At 58.9% G+C, this 15095-nt stretch carries 15 protein-coding genes and 2 pseudogenes; 6 read left to right on the top strand and 11 right to left on the bottom strand.

Annotated elements, in window-relative coordinates:
• The first annotated feature begins 35 nt into the window (after positions 1-35).
• Both AC25BC_RS31160 and AC25BC_RS31165 read left to right on the top strand, forming a co-directional pair.
• Positions 36-635 carry an NADPH-dependent F420 reductase gene (locus AC25BC_RS31160; protein ID WP_128439491.1) on the top strand — a complete coding sequence of 200 codons (600 nt, stop codon included), beginning with the start codon at positions 36-38 and terminating at the stop codon, positions 633-635.
• 69 nt (positions 636-704) lie between these two features.
• Positions 705-1118 (top strand): nuclear transport factor 2 family protein, encoded by a 414-nt coding sequence (locus tag AC25BC_RS31165; RefSeq protein WP_128439492.1) that lies wholly within the window; start codon positions 705-707, stop codon positions 1116-1118.
• 51 nt (positions 1119-1169) lie between these two features.
• Here the strand turns inward: AC25BC_RS31165 and AC25BC_RS31170 are convergent, their stop codons facing one another.
• From AC25BC_RS31170 to groES, 6 genes are all read right to left on the bottom strand, one after another.
• The gene (locus tag AC25BC_RS31170; protein WP_017997417.1) at positions 1170-1523 is read right to left on the bottom strand and encodes a M20/M25/M40 family metallo-hydrolase; all 354 of its coding nucleotides are present in this window, start codon (positions 1521-1523) and stop codon (positions 1170-1172) included.
• Positions 1524-2638: 1115 nt separating this feature from the next.
• The gene (locus tag AC25BC_RS31175; protein ID WP_487778586.1) at positions 2639-4849 is read right to left on the bottom strand and encodes an amylo-alpha-1,6-glucosidase; all 2211 of its coding nucleotides are present in this window, start codon (positions 4847-4849) and stop codon (positions 2639-2641) included.
• Positions 4850-4858: 9 nt separating this feature from the next.
• The gene (locus tag AC25BC_RS31180; protein WP_128439494.1) at positions 4859-5953 is read right to left on the bottom strand and encodes a glycosyltransferase family 4 protein; all 1095 of its coding nucleotides are present in this window, start codon (positions 5951-5953) and stop codon (positions 4859-4861) included.
• Positions 5954-6040: 87 nt separating this feature from the next.
• Positions 6041-6460: a hypothetical protein gene (locus AC25BC_RS31185; RefSeq protein ID WP_128439495.1), complete on the bottom strand. Its 420-nt coding sequence runs from the start codon at positions 6458-6460 to the stop codon at positions 6041-6043.
• A gap of 100 nt (positions 6461-6560) precedes the next feature.
• Positions 6561-8189 carry a chaperonin GroEL gene (groL, locus tag AC25BC_RS31190; RefSeq protein ID WP_003555343.1) on the bottom strand — a complete coding sequence of 543 codons (1629 nt, stop codon included), beginning with the start codon at positions 8187-8189 and terminating at the stop codon, positions 6561-6563.
• 45 nt (positions 8190-8234) lie between these two features.
• On the bottom strand, positions 8235-8549 hold the full coding sequence (gene groES, locus AC25BC_RS31195) for a co-chaperone GroES (RefSeq protein WP_128408227.1): 315 nt from the start codon (positions 8547-8549) through the stop codon (positions 8235-8237).
• 275 nt (positions 8550-8824) lie between these two features.
• On the opposite strand from groES, the gene AC25BC_RS31200 reads away from it, so the two are divergent.
• Complete coding sequence (locus AC25BC_RS31200; RefSeq protein ID WP_128439496.1) at positions 8825-9097, top strand: usg protein; 273 nt, start codon at positions 8825-8827, stop codon at positions 9095-9097.
• Positions 9098-9499: 402 nt separating this feature from the next.
• Here the strand turns inward: AC25BC_RS31200 and AC25BC_RS31205 are convergent.
• Positions 9500-9795: pseudogene (locus AC25BC_RS31205) on the bottom strand (chaperone modulator CbpM); the annotation flags it as partial.
• Here AC25BC_RS31205 and AC25BC_RS31210 point away from each other — a divergent pair.
• On the top strand, positions 9700-10227 hold the full coding sequence (locus tag AC25BC_RS31210; protein ID WP_244432318.1) for a hypothetical protein: 528 nt from the start codon (positions 9700-9702) through the stop codon (positions 10225-10227). The pseudogene AC25BC_RS31205 and the gene AC25BC_RS31210 sit on opposite strands and share 96 nt — an antisense overlap.
• On the opposite strand, the gene AC25BC_RS31215 is transcribed toward AC25BC_RS31210, so the two are convergent.
• Together AC25BC_RS31215 and AC25BC_RS31220 are read right to left on the bottom strand one after the other, a co-directional pair.
• A complete protein-coding gene (locus AC25BC_RS31215; RefSeq protein ID WP_050563564.1) occupies positions 10228-10947 on the bottom strand; it encodes a Crp/Fnr family transcriptional regulator in 720 nt (239 codons plus the stop codon).
• Positions 10948-11693: 746 nt separating this feature from the next.
• Complete coding sequence (locus tag AC25BC_RS31220; protein WP_128439497.1) at positions 11694-11891, bottom strand: hypothetical protein; 198 nt, start codon at positions 11889-11891, stop codon at positions 11694-11696.
• A gap of 287 nt (positions 11892-12178) precedes the next feature.
• Here AC25BC_RS31220 and AC25BC_RS31225 point away from each other — a divergent pair, with 287 nt between their 5' ends.
• Entirely contained in the window at positions 12179-13093 is a 915-nt protein-coding gene (locus AC25BC_RS31225; protein ID WP_128439498.1) for an NAD(P)/FAD-dependent oxidoreductase, read from the top strand.
• 227 nt (positions 13094-13320) lie between these two features.
• Here AC25BC_RS31225 and AC25BC_RS31230 read toward each other — a convergent pair.
• Positions 13321-13611: pseudogene (locus tag AC25BC_RS31230) on the bottom strand (YciE/YciF ferroxidase family protein); the annotation flags it as partial.
• Between the two features lie 317 nt (positions 13612-13928).
• A complete protein-coding gene (locus tag AC25BC_RS31235) occupies positions 13929-14177 on the bottom strand; it encodes a hypothetical protein (RefSeq protein WP_003555407.1) in 249 nt (82 codons plus the stop codon).
• Positions 14178-14681: 504 nt separating this feature from the next.
• On the opposite strand from AC25BC_RS31235, the gene AC25BC_RS31240 reads away from it, so the two are divergent.
• Positions 14682-14996 carry a DUF6894 family protein gene (locus AC25BC_RS31240; RefSeq protein ID WP_409566046.1) on the top strand — a complete coding sequence of 105 codons (315 nt, stop codon included), beginning with the start codon at positions 14682-14684 and terminating at the stop codon, positions 14994-14996.
• Positions 14997-15095: the final 99 nt, after the last annotated feature.

Raw genomic sequence — 15095 nt, forward strand, 5'->3', positions numbered from 1 at the left:
CGCCGCAGACCGTGATACACCCAAGGAGAATAAACATGAGCTACGCAATCATTGGCTTCGGCAATATCGGCCAGGCACTGGCCAAAGCATTCGCCCGCAAGGGAATCGAAGTGTCCGTTGCAACCACGCGGGACCCGAAAAGCTTTTCGTCCACTGCGGCCGCAATCGGACCAACCATCATTCCCACCACACTGGCGGAGGCCGCCAAGGCGGATGTCTTGTTTTTGGCTGTTCGTTTTGAGGCCGTCCCGGATGTCGCAAAGGCGCTTCCGACCTGGGATGGCAAGACCATCGTCGATGTGACCAATGCCTACGGTGTGCCTCCAGAGGAACTGGGCGGACAACCGTCTTCAAAATTCAACGCGCAGGCCTTCACTGGTGCACGTTTAGTCAAGGGCTTCAACCATCTGGGCGCAGCCTCCCTTGCCCAGGATCCCGCTGTGAAGGGCGGCAGGAGAGCCGTGTTTCTGGCAAGCGACGATGACGCTGCCGCGGCGGCGATTTCCACGCTTGCGGAAAATCTCGGCTTCGCTCCGATCAAGCTTGGCGGGCTTTCGGAAGGCGGGTTGCTCGTGCAGGCGCGTGGAAACACATGGGGCCAGCTGATTTTCAAGGACCTGATCAAGTTCGATTGATCAATCGGGATCGCAGATGAAATGCGGTCCCGCCTCGAGCCCAACGACAGACAGTGAAGGAGAGATACGATGAGCGTCGAAAAGAATGTCCAGATTGTGAAGGATTTCTTCACAGCGATAGGCAGCTACAAAGAGCACGATCTGCTGGCGCTGGTCGCAGACGATATTGAGTGGATCATTCCCGGTCGGAACTGGCCCTTGGCCGGCACACACCGCGGGCATGCGGAATTGGCGGCGGTGCTGAAGAAGGCATCCGAAGAAGTGGAAATGGCCTATCCGAAGCCACCGGAATTCGTGGCCCAGGGTGACCGGGTCATGGTGATCGGCGTCGCTACGGGAAAAATCTACGCAACGGACAAGCCGTACAACGACGATTGGGTCTTCAACATGACCGTGCGAGATGGCAAAATTACGAAGATCCGTGAGTACATCGACACACAGGCACTGGCGCGAGCCTCCGAGACTGATGGCCCCGTTACGTGAGCACCACAAGCCGTCGCGAGACGGGCTTCTTCGTCGGGGCGGTCGGTAAAGCTATCCCAGTATGTTTCGCACGGTCTGCACGAAAATCTTCGACCCAACTGGAATGAGTTCGTCTGGGAAATCGTAGTCGGGATTGTGAAGCCCGGCATAGGTTTCGCCCGCGCCCAGGAACAGCATAGCAGATGGTGCGTAGCGTCCGAACACACCGAAATCCTCCCCCGGTCGCATCGGAAGTATTCCGTCGCCTTCATCGAATGTCACTCCGACGTCGCGCATCGCTCGGCGAAGTTCTGAAACGGGCTCGGGTGCATTGCTGCAATGTTCGAAAATGCCAATACGACGAACGCGGGCTGGCTGGTCGCCGGCATTGCCACCGGAACCTGGGCGGAACTGTTCGGCTATCATTCCGTTTTCGGCCTCTGCGCTGCTCTGAGCTTTTTCGGCGGCACGCTGCTGGTCTCAGGTTCGTTCCTGGGTGCCGAAACGAAATCATCTCGAGCGTGGTGAGGCGTGGCCGACAAGGTATCGCTGGCGAACTACTATTCGGGGGGGTCATGAGCGCGCCCGATGAAGGCAATATGTGCTCGACCAAAGCCGTCGGATTTCCTCCGCAATCCAGTGCCGCAGCGCGGAATGGCAGCGGTCTCGGAACACAATCGATAGACGCGCGAATGAGCCGAAAGATATGCCCAGGCTCAGAATATACAAAAAAGGACGCGTTCAGTTCATCCACGTGAAGGTTGCGAAGCCAGGCTCGCCCCTTTCAACCAAAGTCCCAATTTCGACCCACATTCGAGAGCGCGAGCTAAATGGATCCATTAGAAACACATGGCCCGTTTCGGTTCCACCTCATCAAAACGGCCAAGGACCGGAAACCTGCCCTGCCGACGGCGCTACACGGGACTGTCCTGCCGTTCAGTAGTCCGCGCGTTAGTAACGCTGACTGCTGTCGAGGTGGCTCGCTTCCACGGTCAACACCTCCTGATGTCTGATCGACTCCCGAAGCCGCGCCTCCCGCTCTGCCCGTTCATCGCGACCCCGAGCATGGAGGCGAAGCTTTCAAGGAACGCAACGTCCGATTTGTCGAACTGGCCCTCGCCGGGTGTGTCCACTTTGGAGGACGTCGTAACGCCGCTCCTCGCAGCGGATAATCACGTCGTTTAAAGCGCGCTTGATACCATGTTCCACGTGTAGCGCCGGCGTTCGAAATCTCTCCTCGTTCGAGAGATCACCGCCTTCTCCGTGTGAAAAGCATAACCCGCCGGGCTTTCCATATCGTCGCCAACCCTCGCATGTCCAACCACGCTGGGCTCCCAACCGACGCCTGCGGCTCAACGACAAGCCCGCCGATCGAGCCGGTAGCCATCGCTGCGACGAAAGCGGATATTATAGGCAGGAACATGGGCAATAATAAACATATGTCTCTCTTGCAGCGACCGCGAAAGCGTTCAGTTCCCGCGCATCGGCCTGGAGACGAATCCGGCCGAGCGAAGGTGAGCCTATTGCTATCATCGCCCCGGTCACGAGGTCGACACCACTTTGATGTCGCCCCGGCGGTCGATGACCTCGACGACAACCTGCCGCCCCGACCGGCGCAGCGCGACATCAACCGTGCAGTTCGAAAGCCGCAGGTTCCGCAGCGTGACATCATCAACGAACGACGGCAGGGTGGGCTCGTCAAAGCTGATCTGCCGACCGTTCGGATCAAACTCCAGACCTAGGCATGACTGCAGCAGCAGGAGAGGGGCTGCCGCGGCCCAGGCCTGCGGAGCACAGGCGACAGGGTAGAAGGTCGGACCCTGCGCCCGTTGGCGCGACATGCCGCAAAACAGCTCGGGAAGCCGGCGCAGGTCGATGTAGGTCGACGCTGCAAACAGACCCTCGAAGATCCGCGCTGCTTCAGCGCGATATCCATAACGTGCAAGACCGCTGGCGATCATCGCGTTATCATGCGGCCAGATCGAGCCGTTGTGATAGCTCATCGGATTGTAACGCGCCTCGGTCGAGGGGATCGTGCGAATACCCCAGCCGCAGAAGGATGAGGCGCCCATCAAGGTGTGGGCGACCTGCGCAGCCCTTTCGGGATAGGCGATGCCGGTAAACAATGCATGGCCGGCATTCGAGGAACGGACCCGGCAGGGGCGCTTGTCCCCGTCGAGCGCCAGTGCGTAGGTGCCAATTTCCTCATCAAAGAAACTGATGTCGAAGGCACGGCGGAGCCCTTCCGCCCTTGCCAGGAATTTTGCCGCCCGTTCCGGCCGCTCGAGCCGTCGAAAGATCTCAGCGGCAGCGTTCCAGGCACCATAGACATACGCCTGGACCTCAGCAATCGCGATTGGACCTTTGGCAAGGGTCCCATCGCCATGGAAGACGGAGTCGTGGCTGTCTTTCCAGGCCTGGTTGATCAGCCCTTCTTCGCTCAGTCGCCCATACTCGACGAAACCGTCGCCGTCGCGATCGCCGTGCTCGTCGATCCAGATCAGCGCCGCCTCGATATTCGGCAGGACCGTTTTGATAGTGGTAAGGTCGCCGGTGCGCTTGAGGTATTCGCCGGCCAGCATCACAAACAGGGGCGTCGAATTGATGCTGCCGTAGTAGCGCCGGAAGGGAACCTCGCCAAGTTCTGCCATTTCGCCGTAGCGCACCTCGTGCAGGATCTTGCCGGGCTCGGCATCCGCGGCCGGATTGAACTCCGTCGCCTGGTTGGCAGCCAGATGTCCAAGCACGCCGCGGGCAATCTGCGCATCGAGCCAAAGCGTTTCCAGCGCGGTAATCAGCGCATCACGGCCGAAGACCGTGCTGAACCAGGGGATGCCGGCATAGGGATAAGGTCCTTCTGGCGTATCCGTCATCAGCATGTGGAGGTCGGACACACCGCGTCGCGCCACCTCGTTGAATATCTCGTTGGACGTTACGATCGACGCCGCACGCGAGGCGGACGAGCGCAGTGCGCGGCGGGCGTCGCGAAATGCGAAGAAAAAGGAAAGGTGGTTCGGTGCCCGGGCTTCTGCTTCGTCGCAGCCGATCTCGACAAATAGCGATCGGGTCTCGTGCGGGGCCAGGTGAAGATCATAAACGGCAAGATCGCCTGCCAACCTATCGGGAGTAGGATCGAAGGATAAACGCGTCGACCGCTTTCGATCGTCGAGCCCGAAATACGAAAGGAGGATGCTGTCCGCCTCGATCACTGCTGGAAGAGAGCGTCCTTTCTTTGCCCTGACGGTTCCCCGAACCTCGAAAAGGTCGGCGAAATCGGCCGCAAATGCGATCTCGATGCGGACCTGCTGGGGCCGTTCGTCGTAGTTCTTGACGGTCAGCCGCTCGTAACAGCGCCTATCCCAGAGGAAGCGTGTCCTGCGCAGGTGGACAAGGTCATGCGCGAGCGTAAGCTTGCCCTTTTTATCGAAGAGATCGGGATTGGTGAGGTCACAGGTCAGCGCCGCGTTGTCGTCGCGGAGCGTCGACGACAGCAGCATCGGCCGCGTGCTGTTGATCGTCAAAGAGAGGTGTGAGAGATACCGCGTATCTCGGTGAAACAGGCCTTCGGGGCTGCCGGGCCCGGAAAGCGCGTCGCCATTATGGTCGAAGACAGCGAAGGTGTCGCCGTGCTTCAAGGTGCGCGGCCGCCGTTCCTGCAGCGATGCGGTGGCCGGAATGAAAAACTGGCCCGTAGGCGACAACTGCGTTGACGTTGCCGGCATCCCGTTGCTGTCTGTCAGCGCGCTCGACATGGCTTCTCCTTACGAGGCGACGTTAAGGTCGGGAGCCGTCCCATTGGACCGGCGCATGCGAGCGGTCTCGGTGCGCACTCCCGGCAGACGTCGGTATATATCAAGGTAGTCGGACGCCATGCGGCTTGCGGAAAAGCGTCTCCCGAACGTTTCGCGCACCCTGTGACGATCCATGCGCAGAGCCCAGTCGACGTTTTCCACCGCTTCCGTGACTGTATCGACGATGATGCCAGAGAGCCCGGGGTCGATTAGTTCAGGCACCGAGCCGCGGTTGAAGGCGATAACGGGTGTCCCGCACGCCATGGCTTCGATCATCACCAGCCCGAAAGGCTCCGGCCAGTCGATCGGAAAGAGCAGGGCACCTGCATTGCCGAGAAATTCCGCCTTCTGATGTTCGTTGATCTCTCCGATGAACTCGACGTTGGGATGGCTCTTGACCATCGGTTCGATCACCGTGTCCCAGTAGGCCTGGTCGGCATTGTCGACCTTGGCGGCCATCCTTAGCGGCATCCCGGCTTTCGCCGCGATCTGGATCGCTCGATCGGGACGCTTCTCCGGCGAGATGCGGCCAAGGAAAGCGAGATAATTGCCTTTCGGCTTGGCGGTGAAGGGCAGGCCGTCAGTGGCAAGCCCGTGATAGACTGTTCCGGCCCAATTGACCGGCGGCATGGGATGGCGCTGGTCGTTGGAGATCGACACCAGCGGAATATCGGGGAACGCCTTGTAGAAGGGCCTGAGGTCTGGCAGATCCAGCCGCCCGTGCAGCGTCGTGACGGTAAGATCGGCAAAATCCCGGATCAGCGGGAAATGCAAGAGATCGATGTGGAAGTGTAAGACGTCGAATTCATGCGCCCGGCGGCGGACCTCCTCCAGCATGACGACATGATGCGGCAGGTGGTCCTTGACGGCCGGATTAAGCCGCAGGGCGACGTCAGAGCAGGGCACCAGCCTGGCATCGGTGACGGAATCGCCGCTGGCAAAGAGGGTGACATCGTGACCCCGCCGAACCAGCTCGTCGGTCAGGTATGAAACAATGCGCTCGGTGCCGCCGTACAGCTTGGGCGGGACACTTTCAGCGAGCGGCGCGATCTGGGCGATCTTCATCGGCAAAACCTCCGCAATTGAGCAAAGAGTCGACGGTAAAAATCAGATCCGCATCCTTGCTAAGGCATGCGGCAGATTAAGCCGTTTCTACATCTCGAATGGCTGTCGCAGGCGGTCTCCTCTCCGGAAGCTACACAGGCTGAAGCCGCCCATCCGGCGTGGTTGTGGTCTGCGGCGCTGGCTTCGGTGGATGTTGGCGGCAACGGGTAAACCTTGCTCTCCAGCGCGCGTATCGCCCTCGTCCAGATGTTTCAGCGCTTGGATGATCTCGTCATAAGAGACGGCCTTATCCGAGCCGGGGTAAAGTCGTAGGGCGGGTGCGGATTCGATCGCGAATATATCGGATGCCCACGAAGCGAGAATGGCCCGCTTCTCTTGCTTGCCAATGCCCTCGGCCGCAAGCACGTCCCGCGGGTGATTGAAATGTTTGGCCGGATGCAGGAGATGGGCAGCACTGATGGCCGCGGTGGCTTGCTTTGGAAGAGTATTCTCGATGTCCTTTCTCATAGGTTGGCTCCATTGATGTTGCTCGACGGAACGGCTGGTACGGATATGAAATGTAAGGGAAGGCCCGCTGTGGCGGCCTGCGCGGGCCTTCCCGCAGGCCTTAGAAGTCCATGCCGGCCCCAGCGGGCAGGGCGGGGGCGGCATCCTTCTTCGGCTTTTCGGCGATCATCGCCTCAGTTGTGACCAACAGACCCGCGACCGAGGCCGCATCCTGAAGCGCGGTGCGCACCACCTTCGCAGGGTCGATCACGCCCTGCGCGTATAGATCGCCATATTCGCCGGTCTGGGCGTTCCAGCCGAAGGACAACTCCGACTTTTCGCGCAGCTTGCCGACGACGATCGAACCTTCGGCGCCAGCATTTTCGGCGATCTGACGCACCGGCGCCTCGATCGCCCGACGGACGATGTCGATCCCGACGCGCTGATCGTCGTTGGCCGTCGGAAGACCGTCGAGCGCCTTGACCGCACGCAGCAGGGCGACACCGCCACCGGGCAGAATACCTTCTTCGACGGCAGCACGTGTCGCATGCAGCGCATCGTCGACACGGTCCTTCTTCTCCTTGACCTCGACCTCGGTCGAGCCTCCGACGCGGATGACGGCAACGCCGCCGGCGAGTTTGGCGAGGCGCTCCTGCAGCTTCTCACGGTCGTAGTCGGAGGTGGTTTCCTCGATCTGAGCGCGGATCTGGGCGACCCGTCCATCGATCTCCGCCTTGGAGCCGACGCCATCGATGATGGTGGTGTTTTCCTTCTCGATCGAGACCGTCTTGGCGCGGCCAAGCATGTTGAGTGTCACGTTCTCCAGCTTGATGCCGACGTCTTCGGAGATCACGGTACCGCCCGTGAGGATGGCAATGTCTTCCAACATGGCCTTGCGGCGGTCGCCGAAGCCTGGGGCCTTGACGGCGGCGATCTTCAGACCGCCGCGAAGCTTGTTGACGACGAGGGTCGCAAGGGCTTCGCCTTCCACGTCCTCGGCAATGATCAGCAGAGGCTTGCCGGACTTCACCACGGCTTCCAGGACTGGAAGCATCGCCTGCAGATTGGAGAGCTTCTTCTCGTGAATGAGGATGTAGGGCTCTTCGAGCTCGACCCGCATCTTGTCCTGGTTGGTGACGAAGTACGGGCTGAGATAACCACGGTCGAACTGCATGCCTTCGACGACTTCCAGCTCTGTCTCTGCGGTCTTGGCTTCCTCGACGGTGATCACCCCTTCGTTGCCGACCTTTTCCATCGCTTCGGCGAGATACCTGCCGATTTCCTCGTCGCCATTGGCCGAAATGGTGCCCACTTGGGCGATTTCCGAATTGCTGGTGATCTTGCGGGCGTTCGCCTTCAGTTCCTTGACAACGGCGTCTACGGCAATGTCGATGCCACGCTTCAGGTCCATCGGGTTCATGCCTGAGGCGACAGCCTTTGCACCTTCCTTGACAATGGCCTGGGCAAGGACGGTCGCCGTCGTGGTGCCATCGCCAGCGAGGTCATTGGTCTTCGACGCCACCTCGCGCAGCATCTGGGCGCCCATATTCTCGAACTTGTCTTCCAGCTCGATTTCCTTGGCGACGGATACTCCGTCCTTGGTAATCCGGGGCGCTCCGAACGATTTGTCGATCACGACGTTGCGTCCCTTCGGGCCGAGCGTAACCTTCACGGCGTTTGCCAGAACGTCGACCCCACGCAACATGCGTTCACGGGCATCGGTATTGAATTTGACTTCTTTCGCAGCCATTGTTCACTCCTTCAATAGGCAGCTTTTTGACTGATGAGCGGCGTGTTACGCGGCCTGCTTCTGTTCGGCCTGGGCTTCGATGATGCCCATCACGTCGCTTTCCTTCATGATCAGCAGGTCTTCGCCGTTGATCTTGATCTCAGTGCCTGACCACTTCCCAAACAGGATGCGATCGCCGACCTTGACATCGAGCGCCTGGATCTGACCGGCTTCATTGCGAGCGCCAGAGCCTATGGCGATAACTTCGCCTTCCTGCGGCTTTTCCTTGGCGGTGTCAGGAATGATGATCCCGCCCTTGGTCTTCTCCTCAGAGTCGACGCGGCGGACGAGAATGCGATCATGCAGCGGTCTGAACGACATGTTTTCCTCCATGGACAAACAAGATGACGTTGACCCCGCGCCGAACCAGATGACCGGTCCAGCCGGGTGCGAAGCCTCTTCGAGCGTTTCGCGCGAAAGATTTATTTTCTAGATTTTCCGATTTCAAGAGGGCGCTGCAGAAAAATTAGCACTCTCGCACGTCGGCTGCTAACGTGCTGGAAAGGAACAATAAGGCATGGGTTTCCGTTTGAAAAACAACTGATGACCGGGCGCACTCGCGGCATCCGTCCAACGTTACGAAAAGGAGATGAAGCATGCATTTTTCGTCGGATCTTGAGCGGCAACTCAATGGTTATGGCCTCACTACAGCGCATATCCTGTATCACATCCCCGATTTTGAAACCGTCCTGCAAGCGTACGTCTGGCAGGACTACGATCTGGCGCCGAATTTCCCGGAGATGCAGAAGTTCCTCGATTATTGGCAGGCCAATCTCGACGGGCCTCTCCACTCGGTCCGCTATACACATCAGCGTCTCATCGGCCCGAACGAATGGCGGCGCGTCGACGGCGAGTTCAAGCTGCACTGAATCTTGAATCTGGATTTTTCTCTTCCCAATTCTCCGAGCGATCGAGGCTCCACGAGCTCGGTCGCTATCGAAGGTCTGTTTAGAGTGAGATGATATGGAAGAGCAGATCAGGAATATCGGAGACCTCAGCATCGAGGAACGGGAAGAGGTATTGTCGATGTCGCTACGGCCCTCGAGGGCACGGCACGTGAAGCCTTTGCTGAAGGTAACCTGCACTTTGCAGCGCTTTGGGCCAATGCAAGCAGCTGCCATGATTGCGCAGTTCAACGCGACGCATCCGTATCGTATGGTCAGTCACGCCGTCCATTAGGCGCTGCTTCGTTGATCCGGGCGCAGTCCTGGGCGGTCGCTCAGAAGTGCCAGAGTGCGGCGGCGGTACGAGCTAGAACGAACGGGCATCGAAATCTTTTCCAGGGCGGCACGTAAGCGTCGCTTCACCGCTGGAGCCTCGTTGCCGACAGCCGAGATGAGGTCGCGCATGGCCATGCGAAGACCGTGAAGCTGATCGACGAGATCCATGATGACGTCGATGCCGGCCTCGTTGACGCCCATGCAGCCGGGCGCGGGCGAGATCTGCATCCCAGGAACTGGCGCTGGTCCTCGTGAGTTTGCGGCTGAAGCCAACCTTCCTGGATCCACAGTTCGAGCTCGGTTACTTCGATCTTGAGGCGATGACGGGATTCACGATCGTCCCCCAGCCAGTTAGCGTTTTCACACGGTCGGGGCCATTTTTCTCGCACGGCGGCGGGCCGTTGGGCCGACGGTGCCGTGGAACCGAGACGGCTGTCAAATCTTTTGCCATTGCTTTGATCGAGATAAGGCAGATGAACACGAAGATAAAACCCGAACGCGCCGAAATCCTCCGTCTTCGCGCCCGCATTGTCGCCGTCGAGCGCGCAACCCTCGCAGCACTCGAACTCGTCCTCCTCCTTAAACCAAAAGAGCTCGAAGCTTTCCTCGAAAGCCGAAGGAAAGAATTATCGCAGAACTATTTGGACGAGACGTTCGCGACGGATTTGGTAGATCCGGCTGAACGAGACTTCGTCGCTGAAGAGGTGGAAAGATTGATGCGTGCGCTTCAATCGGAAATGGATTTCAAGGGTGGAGTTTCAACTCCGGAAAGCGGATGATCAACGCCACGGGCCTATAAGCCGCTCGTACTCTGCTTCCGATACACCGTAGCAACCGTTAGACCGTTTGGCCAAGCCAGCACGGTCAATGATCTCGATTGTGCCCCGGCTGGCCTTGATGAGCCGCTCTCCTTCAAGAATGTGGGTTGCATCAGTGACGCTGGGCCGTCTCACGCCCAGCATCAGCGACAGAAAGTCGTGGGTGAGGGAAAGGGGTGACCCCAGACGATCTGCCGACATCAATATCCAGCGGGCGAGCCGTTCTTCAACGTTGTAGCGGGCATTGGCGTAAGCGGTCTGACCGACTTGCAGCTGGAAGACGTGAACATAGCGCAGGAGAAGCTTTCGCAGGGATTCGCTCTCGTCGATCGCTCTCAAAAGGGGTGCGACCGCTATGCGTCTAGCTGGACCGCCAACCTGCATGAATGTCTTGTGTGGCGTTTGCATGGCGCCAAGGATGACCGGCACGCCAATAAGCCCTTCGTAGCCCTGCGCACCGATCTCGGCCGAGCCGTAAACCTCGTCAGGCATTACCGTCGAACCCAAGCCGCCGTCCAGAAAGTATACGTGGGTCAGCGGTCGCTGGCTCTCTATGCACACATCGCCCCTGTTGAGGGCGACGGGCTCGAGGTGATCCCAAAGCAAATCCCCATCCGCTTGCGATAAGGCGCGGAGCAATAGGTTCGATCGGCCAGCGGGCAATGTAGACAGTTGGTTCATGGTAAAATCGTCGAAATAGCTTTTGGGCAGAACGCATGTCAGCCATCAAGAGTTCAGTATAAGATTGAAAATGGTCTTCAGTTTTCAGAGGCAACACGTAGCTGTCGGAGGCGTTCGTTCTTCTCCTCGCGTCGTCTGCGTTCCTCTTCAGCGGCTTCGGCCGCGGCCTTGTTTGTTCGCTCGAATGCTTCCGCGCGTTCCTGCACGGTCAGAGTGCGTCTGATCCTGCTTACCATTGGAATGTTCCTTGAGGGTTTTCTGATATATGGGTGGATTGCCAAGCCGCTTCAACACCTTGAGCGAGTGTCTGTAGCGTGCCGCCCTTGAGCGGGCGCTTGCGAAGGGCGCGATCGGGCCACCCCATAATCGTGAATCTCCCCAGATGTCCGCCGGCGTCCGCCTCGATGCTCGCGCGTCGGGTGAGAAGGCGGCTCCCATTCTCGGGTGAGCCCCCTCGGTCCAGTTCAGCAAGCTACGGAAAATCATGGCCGCTTACGATCACCTCGTCATTTTTCTGCACGGCATCGGGGCGTCTGGCGCTCAGCTCATGCCATTGGCATCATCCTGGCGAGCACAGCTTTATCCTGTGTGCAAAGAGAGATGAATGAACCGGCGTTCCACTTAGTTCATGACGCGCTTGCCTCGCAACCCTACTCGGTCGACATTCGCGTCAACCACTCTCCGGCCTCCGCCGCGAACGTCGCCGGGATGGTTCGGGCGCTCCCCATCGGGTCGAGCGTCCTTTTTTAACCGCTTCCTGGTGACACGCTCTCATCGCCCTTGTCGGGCAATGCTCCGGCGCCGGGCGTCTTGCTTTCGTCCTGCAGGTGCTCCTTGTCATGAGGACCTGCAGCGGGTTGATCCTGACCGTCGACTGGTTTCTTGCGTGTCTCCTCGATTGCCTGCTCGGCTTTGATGTCCTGGACAGAGCCGTTCGGCGGCACTTTGAGGATGCCATCGTTGGAACGGCAGTCTCTCAGAGCAGCCCATTTCCCGACGGCGATGGTCAGGGATGCGGCGTCGTTCGGTGTCCCCGGTGCGAACGACCTTCCAGACCTGCGGAACGAAGCTGCAGACGGAACAGACGGAGGCAATATCCGACAATGAGCGCTATATCCATAATTTCGATCTCCTGACTCCGCCATTCACGGCCGTCGGGAACTATCGCCGCTGATCCGTGTTCCAAAACGCTCCCTCCGCCTCAGGGCGGTTACCGATAATGGATGATGGAATGGATCTAACAAAAAGAGACTGCATCATCGTCGGAGGTGGGCCTGCCGGACTGACGGCGGCGATCTACCTGACGCGCTATCACCTGTCTGTGACGGTTTTTGATGACGGAACCAGCCGGGCAGCCAACATCCCGGTGTCCCATAACCATGCCGGCTTCCCCAGCGGCATCAATGGTGCGGACCTGCTCCGCCGGATGCGCGCTCAAGCCGTCATGTACGGCGCGGAAATCGACGATAAACGAGTGACGGCACTGCGCAAGGCAGAAAAGGATTTCGTCGTCTCTTTCGCCGACGGCTCCTTATCGGCCCGAACGGTTCTCGTCGCCACAGGTGTTGTGAACCGCATGCCGTCGATGCCAAAAGACAAGCACGACGAGGCAGTGAAACGAGGGCTCATCCGCTACTGTCCGGTTTGCGACGGCTTCGAAGTCACCGACAAACGCGTGGCGATCATCGGGCAAGGCTCCCAAGCGTTCAAGGAAGCGGTATTTCTCAGAAGTTATAGCCGTGACATTACTTTGGTGTCACCCTCCGGCGAGCATGAACTCAAGGCGAGCGAGGAGACGCGGCTGCAGCAGCTGGGCATATTGGTGAAGGGTGGCCCTTTCGAAATCGATGTCGAACAAGGCGCGATCGCGATCCGTACAAGCAGGGGCACGCATCGGTTCGACTCCATCTACCCCGCGTTAGGATCGGACGTCAGATCGGAGCTCGCCTTAGGGGTGGGTGCAACGGTTTCGGGGGAAGGATGTATTTGCGTCGACGGTCACCAACGCACAGACGTCCAGGGCCTGTATGCCGCTGGAGACGTGGTGATTGGACTGGATCAAATTAGCCACGCGATGGGCCAGGCTGGTGTCGCGGCCACGACGATCCGGAATGATCTTAGTGATTTGTCAGCATTGATCCGCTGAGCCCAGCGGGCCCGATGCGTATAATTAATTGCTGAGCGACGTTGCATGAGTGTCAAGGAAGTCGCACCTCAGCCATATTAGCGACGAAGGCTGGCCGACGCGTTCCGAGAACGCGGCGGATGGACGTCATTAGGTGCTCCTGACCCGATTCGCGTGGGGTGACAAGTTCTGGCCAGACGTAAAAAAGGGCGCTCGTCGAGCGCCGTTTTCCATTCTGGTTGGGATCGGGCTGCCTTGTTCCCCTTAACATTCGCGGACGCTTCGGCGAGCTGCGTCAGTTTCTGGTCGGTCACTTCTTCCTCGGCAAGGTTGGCTTGCAAGAGCGGTACGGCGTCTTTAAGCCCCAGCTGCTTCGCCCATGCGAACAGCGTGCCGTCGCGGGCGATCTCGTAGTGTTCTACACCCTGTGCAGACGAAATGAGACCAGCGTCGAGGGCCACGGCGCCGTTGTATTCCTCCATGATCTCCTAGACTTCGGCGATAATACCCTGGATGGCTTCGCAGGTCTTGCCACGGGCCGTCCCAGGACGGCATCCCGGAGGGTTGAGGAGTATTATGAAAAATGCTTGAATTACATGGCCGGCCGCAAGGCCGATTAAATATCTCTCGGACGGGAACAATTTGGCTCCGCGGACCGTAAGGAGTCGGGTCGTGGAGAGATTTGATATGGCAGCCACCTTACACTTCAATGTGCGGCCCGCCGCAATCCAAACCTGCCCCGTCTTAACTAAGGCGGGGCTTTTCTTGGCGTTTCGCCGGTCGGCTTCGACATTCCAGGAGGTTGGATGAGCGACACCGACAAGCCGGCGTTCCGCATCGATGGCCGATATCACTGTCAATGATGAGACGCGGACGATGGCGCGTTTACCTGCAGCGAGTGAAGGCTATCAAACTTCATGATCAGCAGCGTGACCAGTTCCTCGCGCGTCCTATGTCCTTCATTATAGAGGTCGACCGCCGCGCTGCAAAGCAGCTGCATTGATTGTTCCGTCGGCGCAGCGTGATTGTGCCGGTACCAAGTCTGGACGGCATCGGAAAGCACGTTTACGTCGTCCATCTGAAGTGAGAGATTGAAGTCCGTCATCTCATGCTCCTTGAGCGTCGCAACAATTCGCCCGGACCGCGATAGGAAAACTGGTACTGCATTAACCTCCCAAGGACAACCATCAGTACGGTTGCGAACGGTTGCCGGGAGCCTCCGCCAAGTCAGCGGCGATCCGCTTCTCCAACGATTTGTACGGAACCGCGCAGGAACCGGTATCGCACGCGCCCGGTTAGAAAGGCGGATCGCGGGAGGGGAAGCCATGTTTCCTTGCACAACGCCCTTTGCACTCTCCGCGATCCACCCTCCCAGGGGATGGCCGCGCGGAGGCAAGGTTGTTTGGTGTTTCCTCTCATCCAATGCCTTCGGGCTCTGCGCGGCCTCCTGATTTAAATCTGCCGACGAAGGAACAAGAGTGGCCGCCGAGAGTAAGGCCGATGGGCCACGCATCCGTTTCCTTTTACGCGGCCTACTCCTCCAAACTTCCCCAACTCGCCCCGCCTTTTACGCGGGGCTTTTTTCTGAGTCTCATGCGGCTAGGTTTGAATGTGGTCGATCGACAGCCCGGGTGGAACAACTTTGCTATCGAGAGGTTCGGCGGGATTCTCGTTGGTGGAGCAAACCATGCCGAAGTATTTTTTCCACATCCGCCGGAACGATGTCTTCGAGGAAGATTTAGAAGGCATCGACTTGGCTTCGCCTGAACAGGCACGGGAGGAAGCGGTCGCGGCCGCTCGCGAAATCGTGGCGGAGGGGATCCGGAGGGGCGATCCGGCAGACGGAGCGACTTTCGAGATCATGACCGAAGAAGGCTCGCTGGTCGCAACCGTTCCTTTCCGGTCGGCTGTCGGCCTGGAATAGCGCCCTCGCGCAAACGGTTTCAATTGTCAAAACCGCACAGAGCCTGAAGCCTTCGAACGAAAGGAGTAGGTTCTCGTTTTACCATTCGACGGATGGTGC

This window comes from Rhizobium sp. WSM409, from assembly GCF_057653825.1.

Bases quoted from the DNA above. Each gene is read 5' to 3' on its own strand.
- AC25BC_RS31160 (WP_128439491.1), top strand. From the start codon at position 36: ATGAGCTACGCAATCATTGGCTTCGGCAATATCGGCCAGGCACTGGCC.
- AC25BC_RS31165 (WP_128439492.1), top strand. From the start codon at position 705: ATGAGCGTCGAAAAGAATGTCCAGATTGTGAAGGATTTCTTCACAGCG.
- AC25BC_RS31170 (WP_017997417.1), bottom strand. From the start codon at position 1,523: ATGATAGCCGAACAGTTCCGCCCAGGTTCCGGTGGCAATGCCGGCGAC.
- AC25BC_RS31175 (WP_487778586.1), bottom strand. From the start codon at position 4,849: ATGTCGAGCGCGCTGACAGACAGCAACGGGATGCCGGCAACGTCAACG.
- AC25BC_RS31180 (WP_128439494.1), bottom strand. From the start codon at position 5,953: ATGAAGATCGCCCAGATCGCGCCGCTCGCTGAAAGTGTCCCGCCCAAG.
- AC25BC_RS31185 (WP_128439495.1), bottom strand. From the start codon at position 6,460: ATGAGAAAGGACATCGAGAATACTCTTCCAAAGCAAGCCACCGCGGCC.
- groL (WP_003555343.1), bottom strand. From the start codon at position 8,189: ATGGCTGCGAAAGAAGTCAAATTCAATACCGATGCCCGTGAACGCATG.
- groES (WP_128408227.1), bottom strand. From the start codon at position 8,549: ATGTCGTTCAGACCGCTGCATGATCGCATTCTCGTCCGCCGCGTCGAC.
- AC25BC_RS31200 (WP_128439496.1), top strand. From the start codon at position 8,825: ATGCATTTTTCGTCGGATCTTGAGCGGCAACTCAATGGTTATGGCCTC.
- AC25BC_RS31215 (WP_050563564.1), bottom strand. From the start codon at position 10,947: ATGAACCAACTGTCTACATTGCCCGCTGGCCGATCGAACCTATTGCTC.
- AC25BC_RS31225 (WP_128439498.1), top strand. From the start codon at position 12,179: ATGGATCTAACAAAAAGAGACTGCATCATCGTCGGAGGTGGGCCTGCC.
- AC25BC_RS31235 (WP_003555407.1), bottom strand. From the start codon at position 14,177: ATGACGGACTTCAATCTCTCACTTCAGATGGACGACGTAAACGTGCTT.
- AC25BC_RS31240 (WP_409566046.1), top strand. From the start codon at position 14,682: ATGTGGTCGATCGACAGCCCGGGTGGAACAACTTTGCTATCGAGAGGT.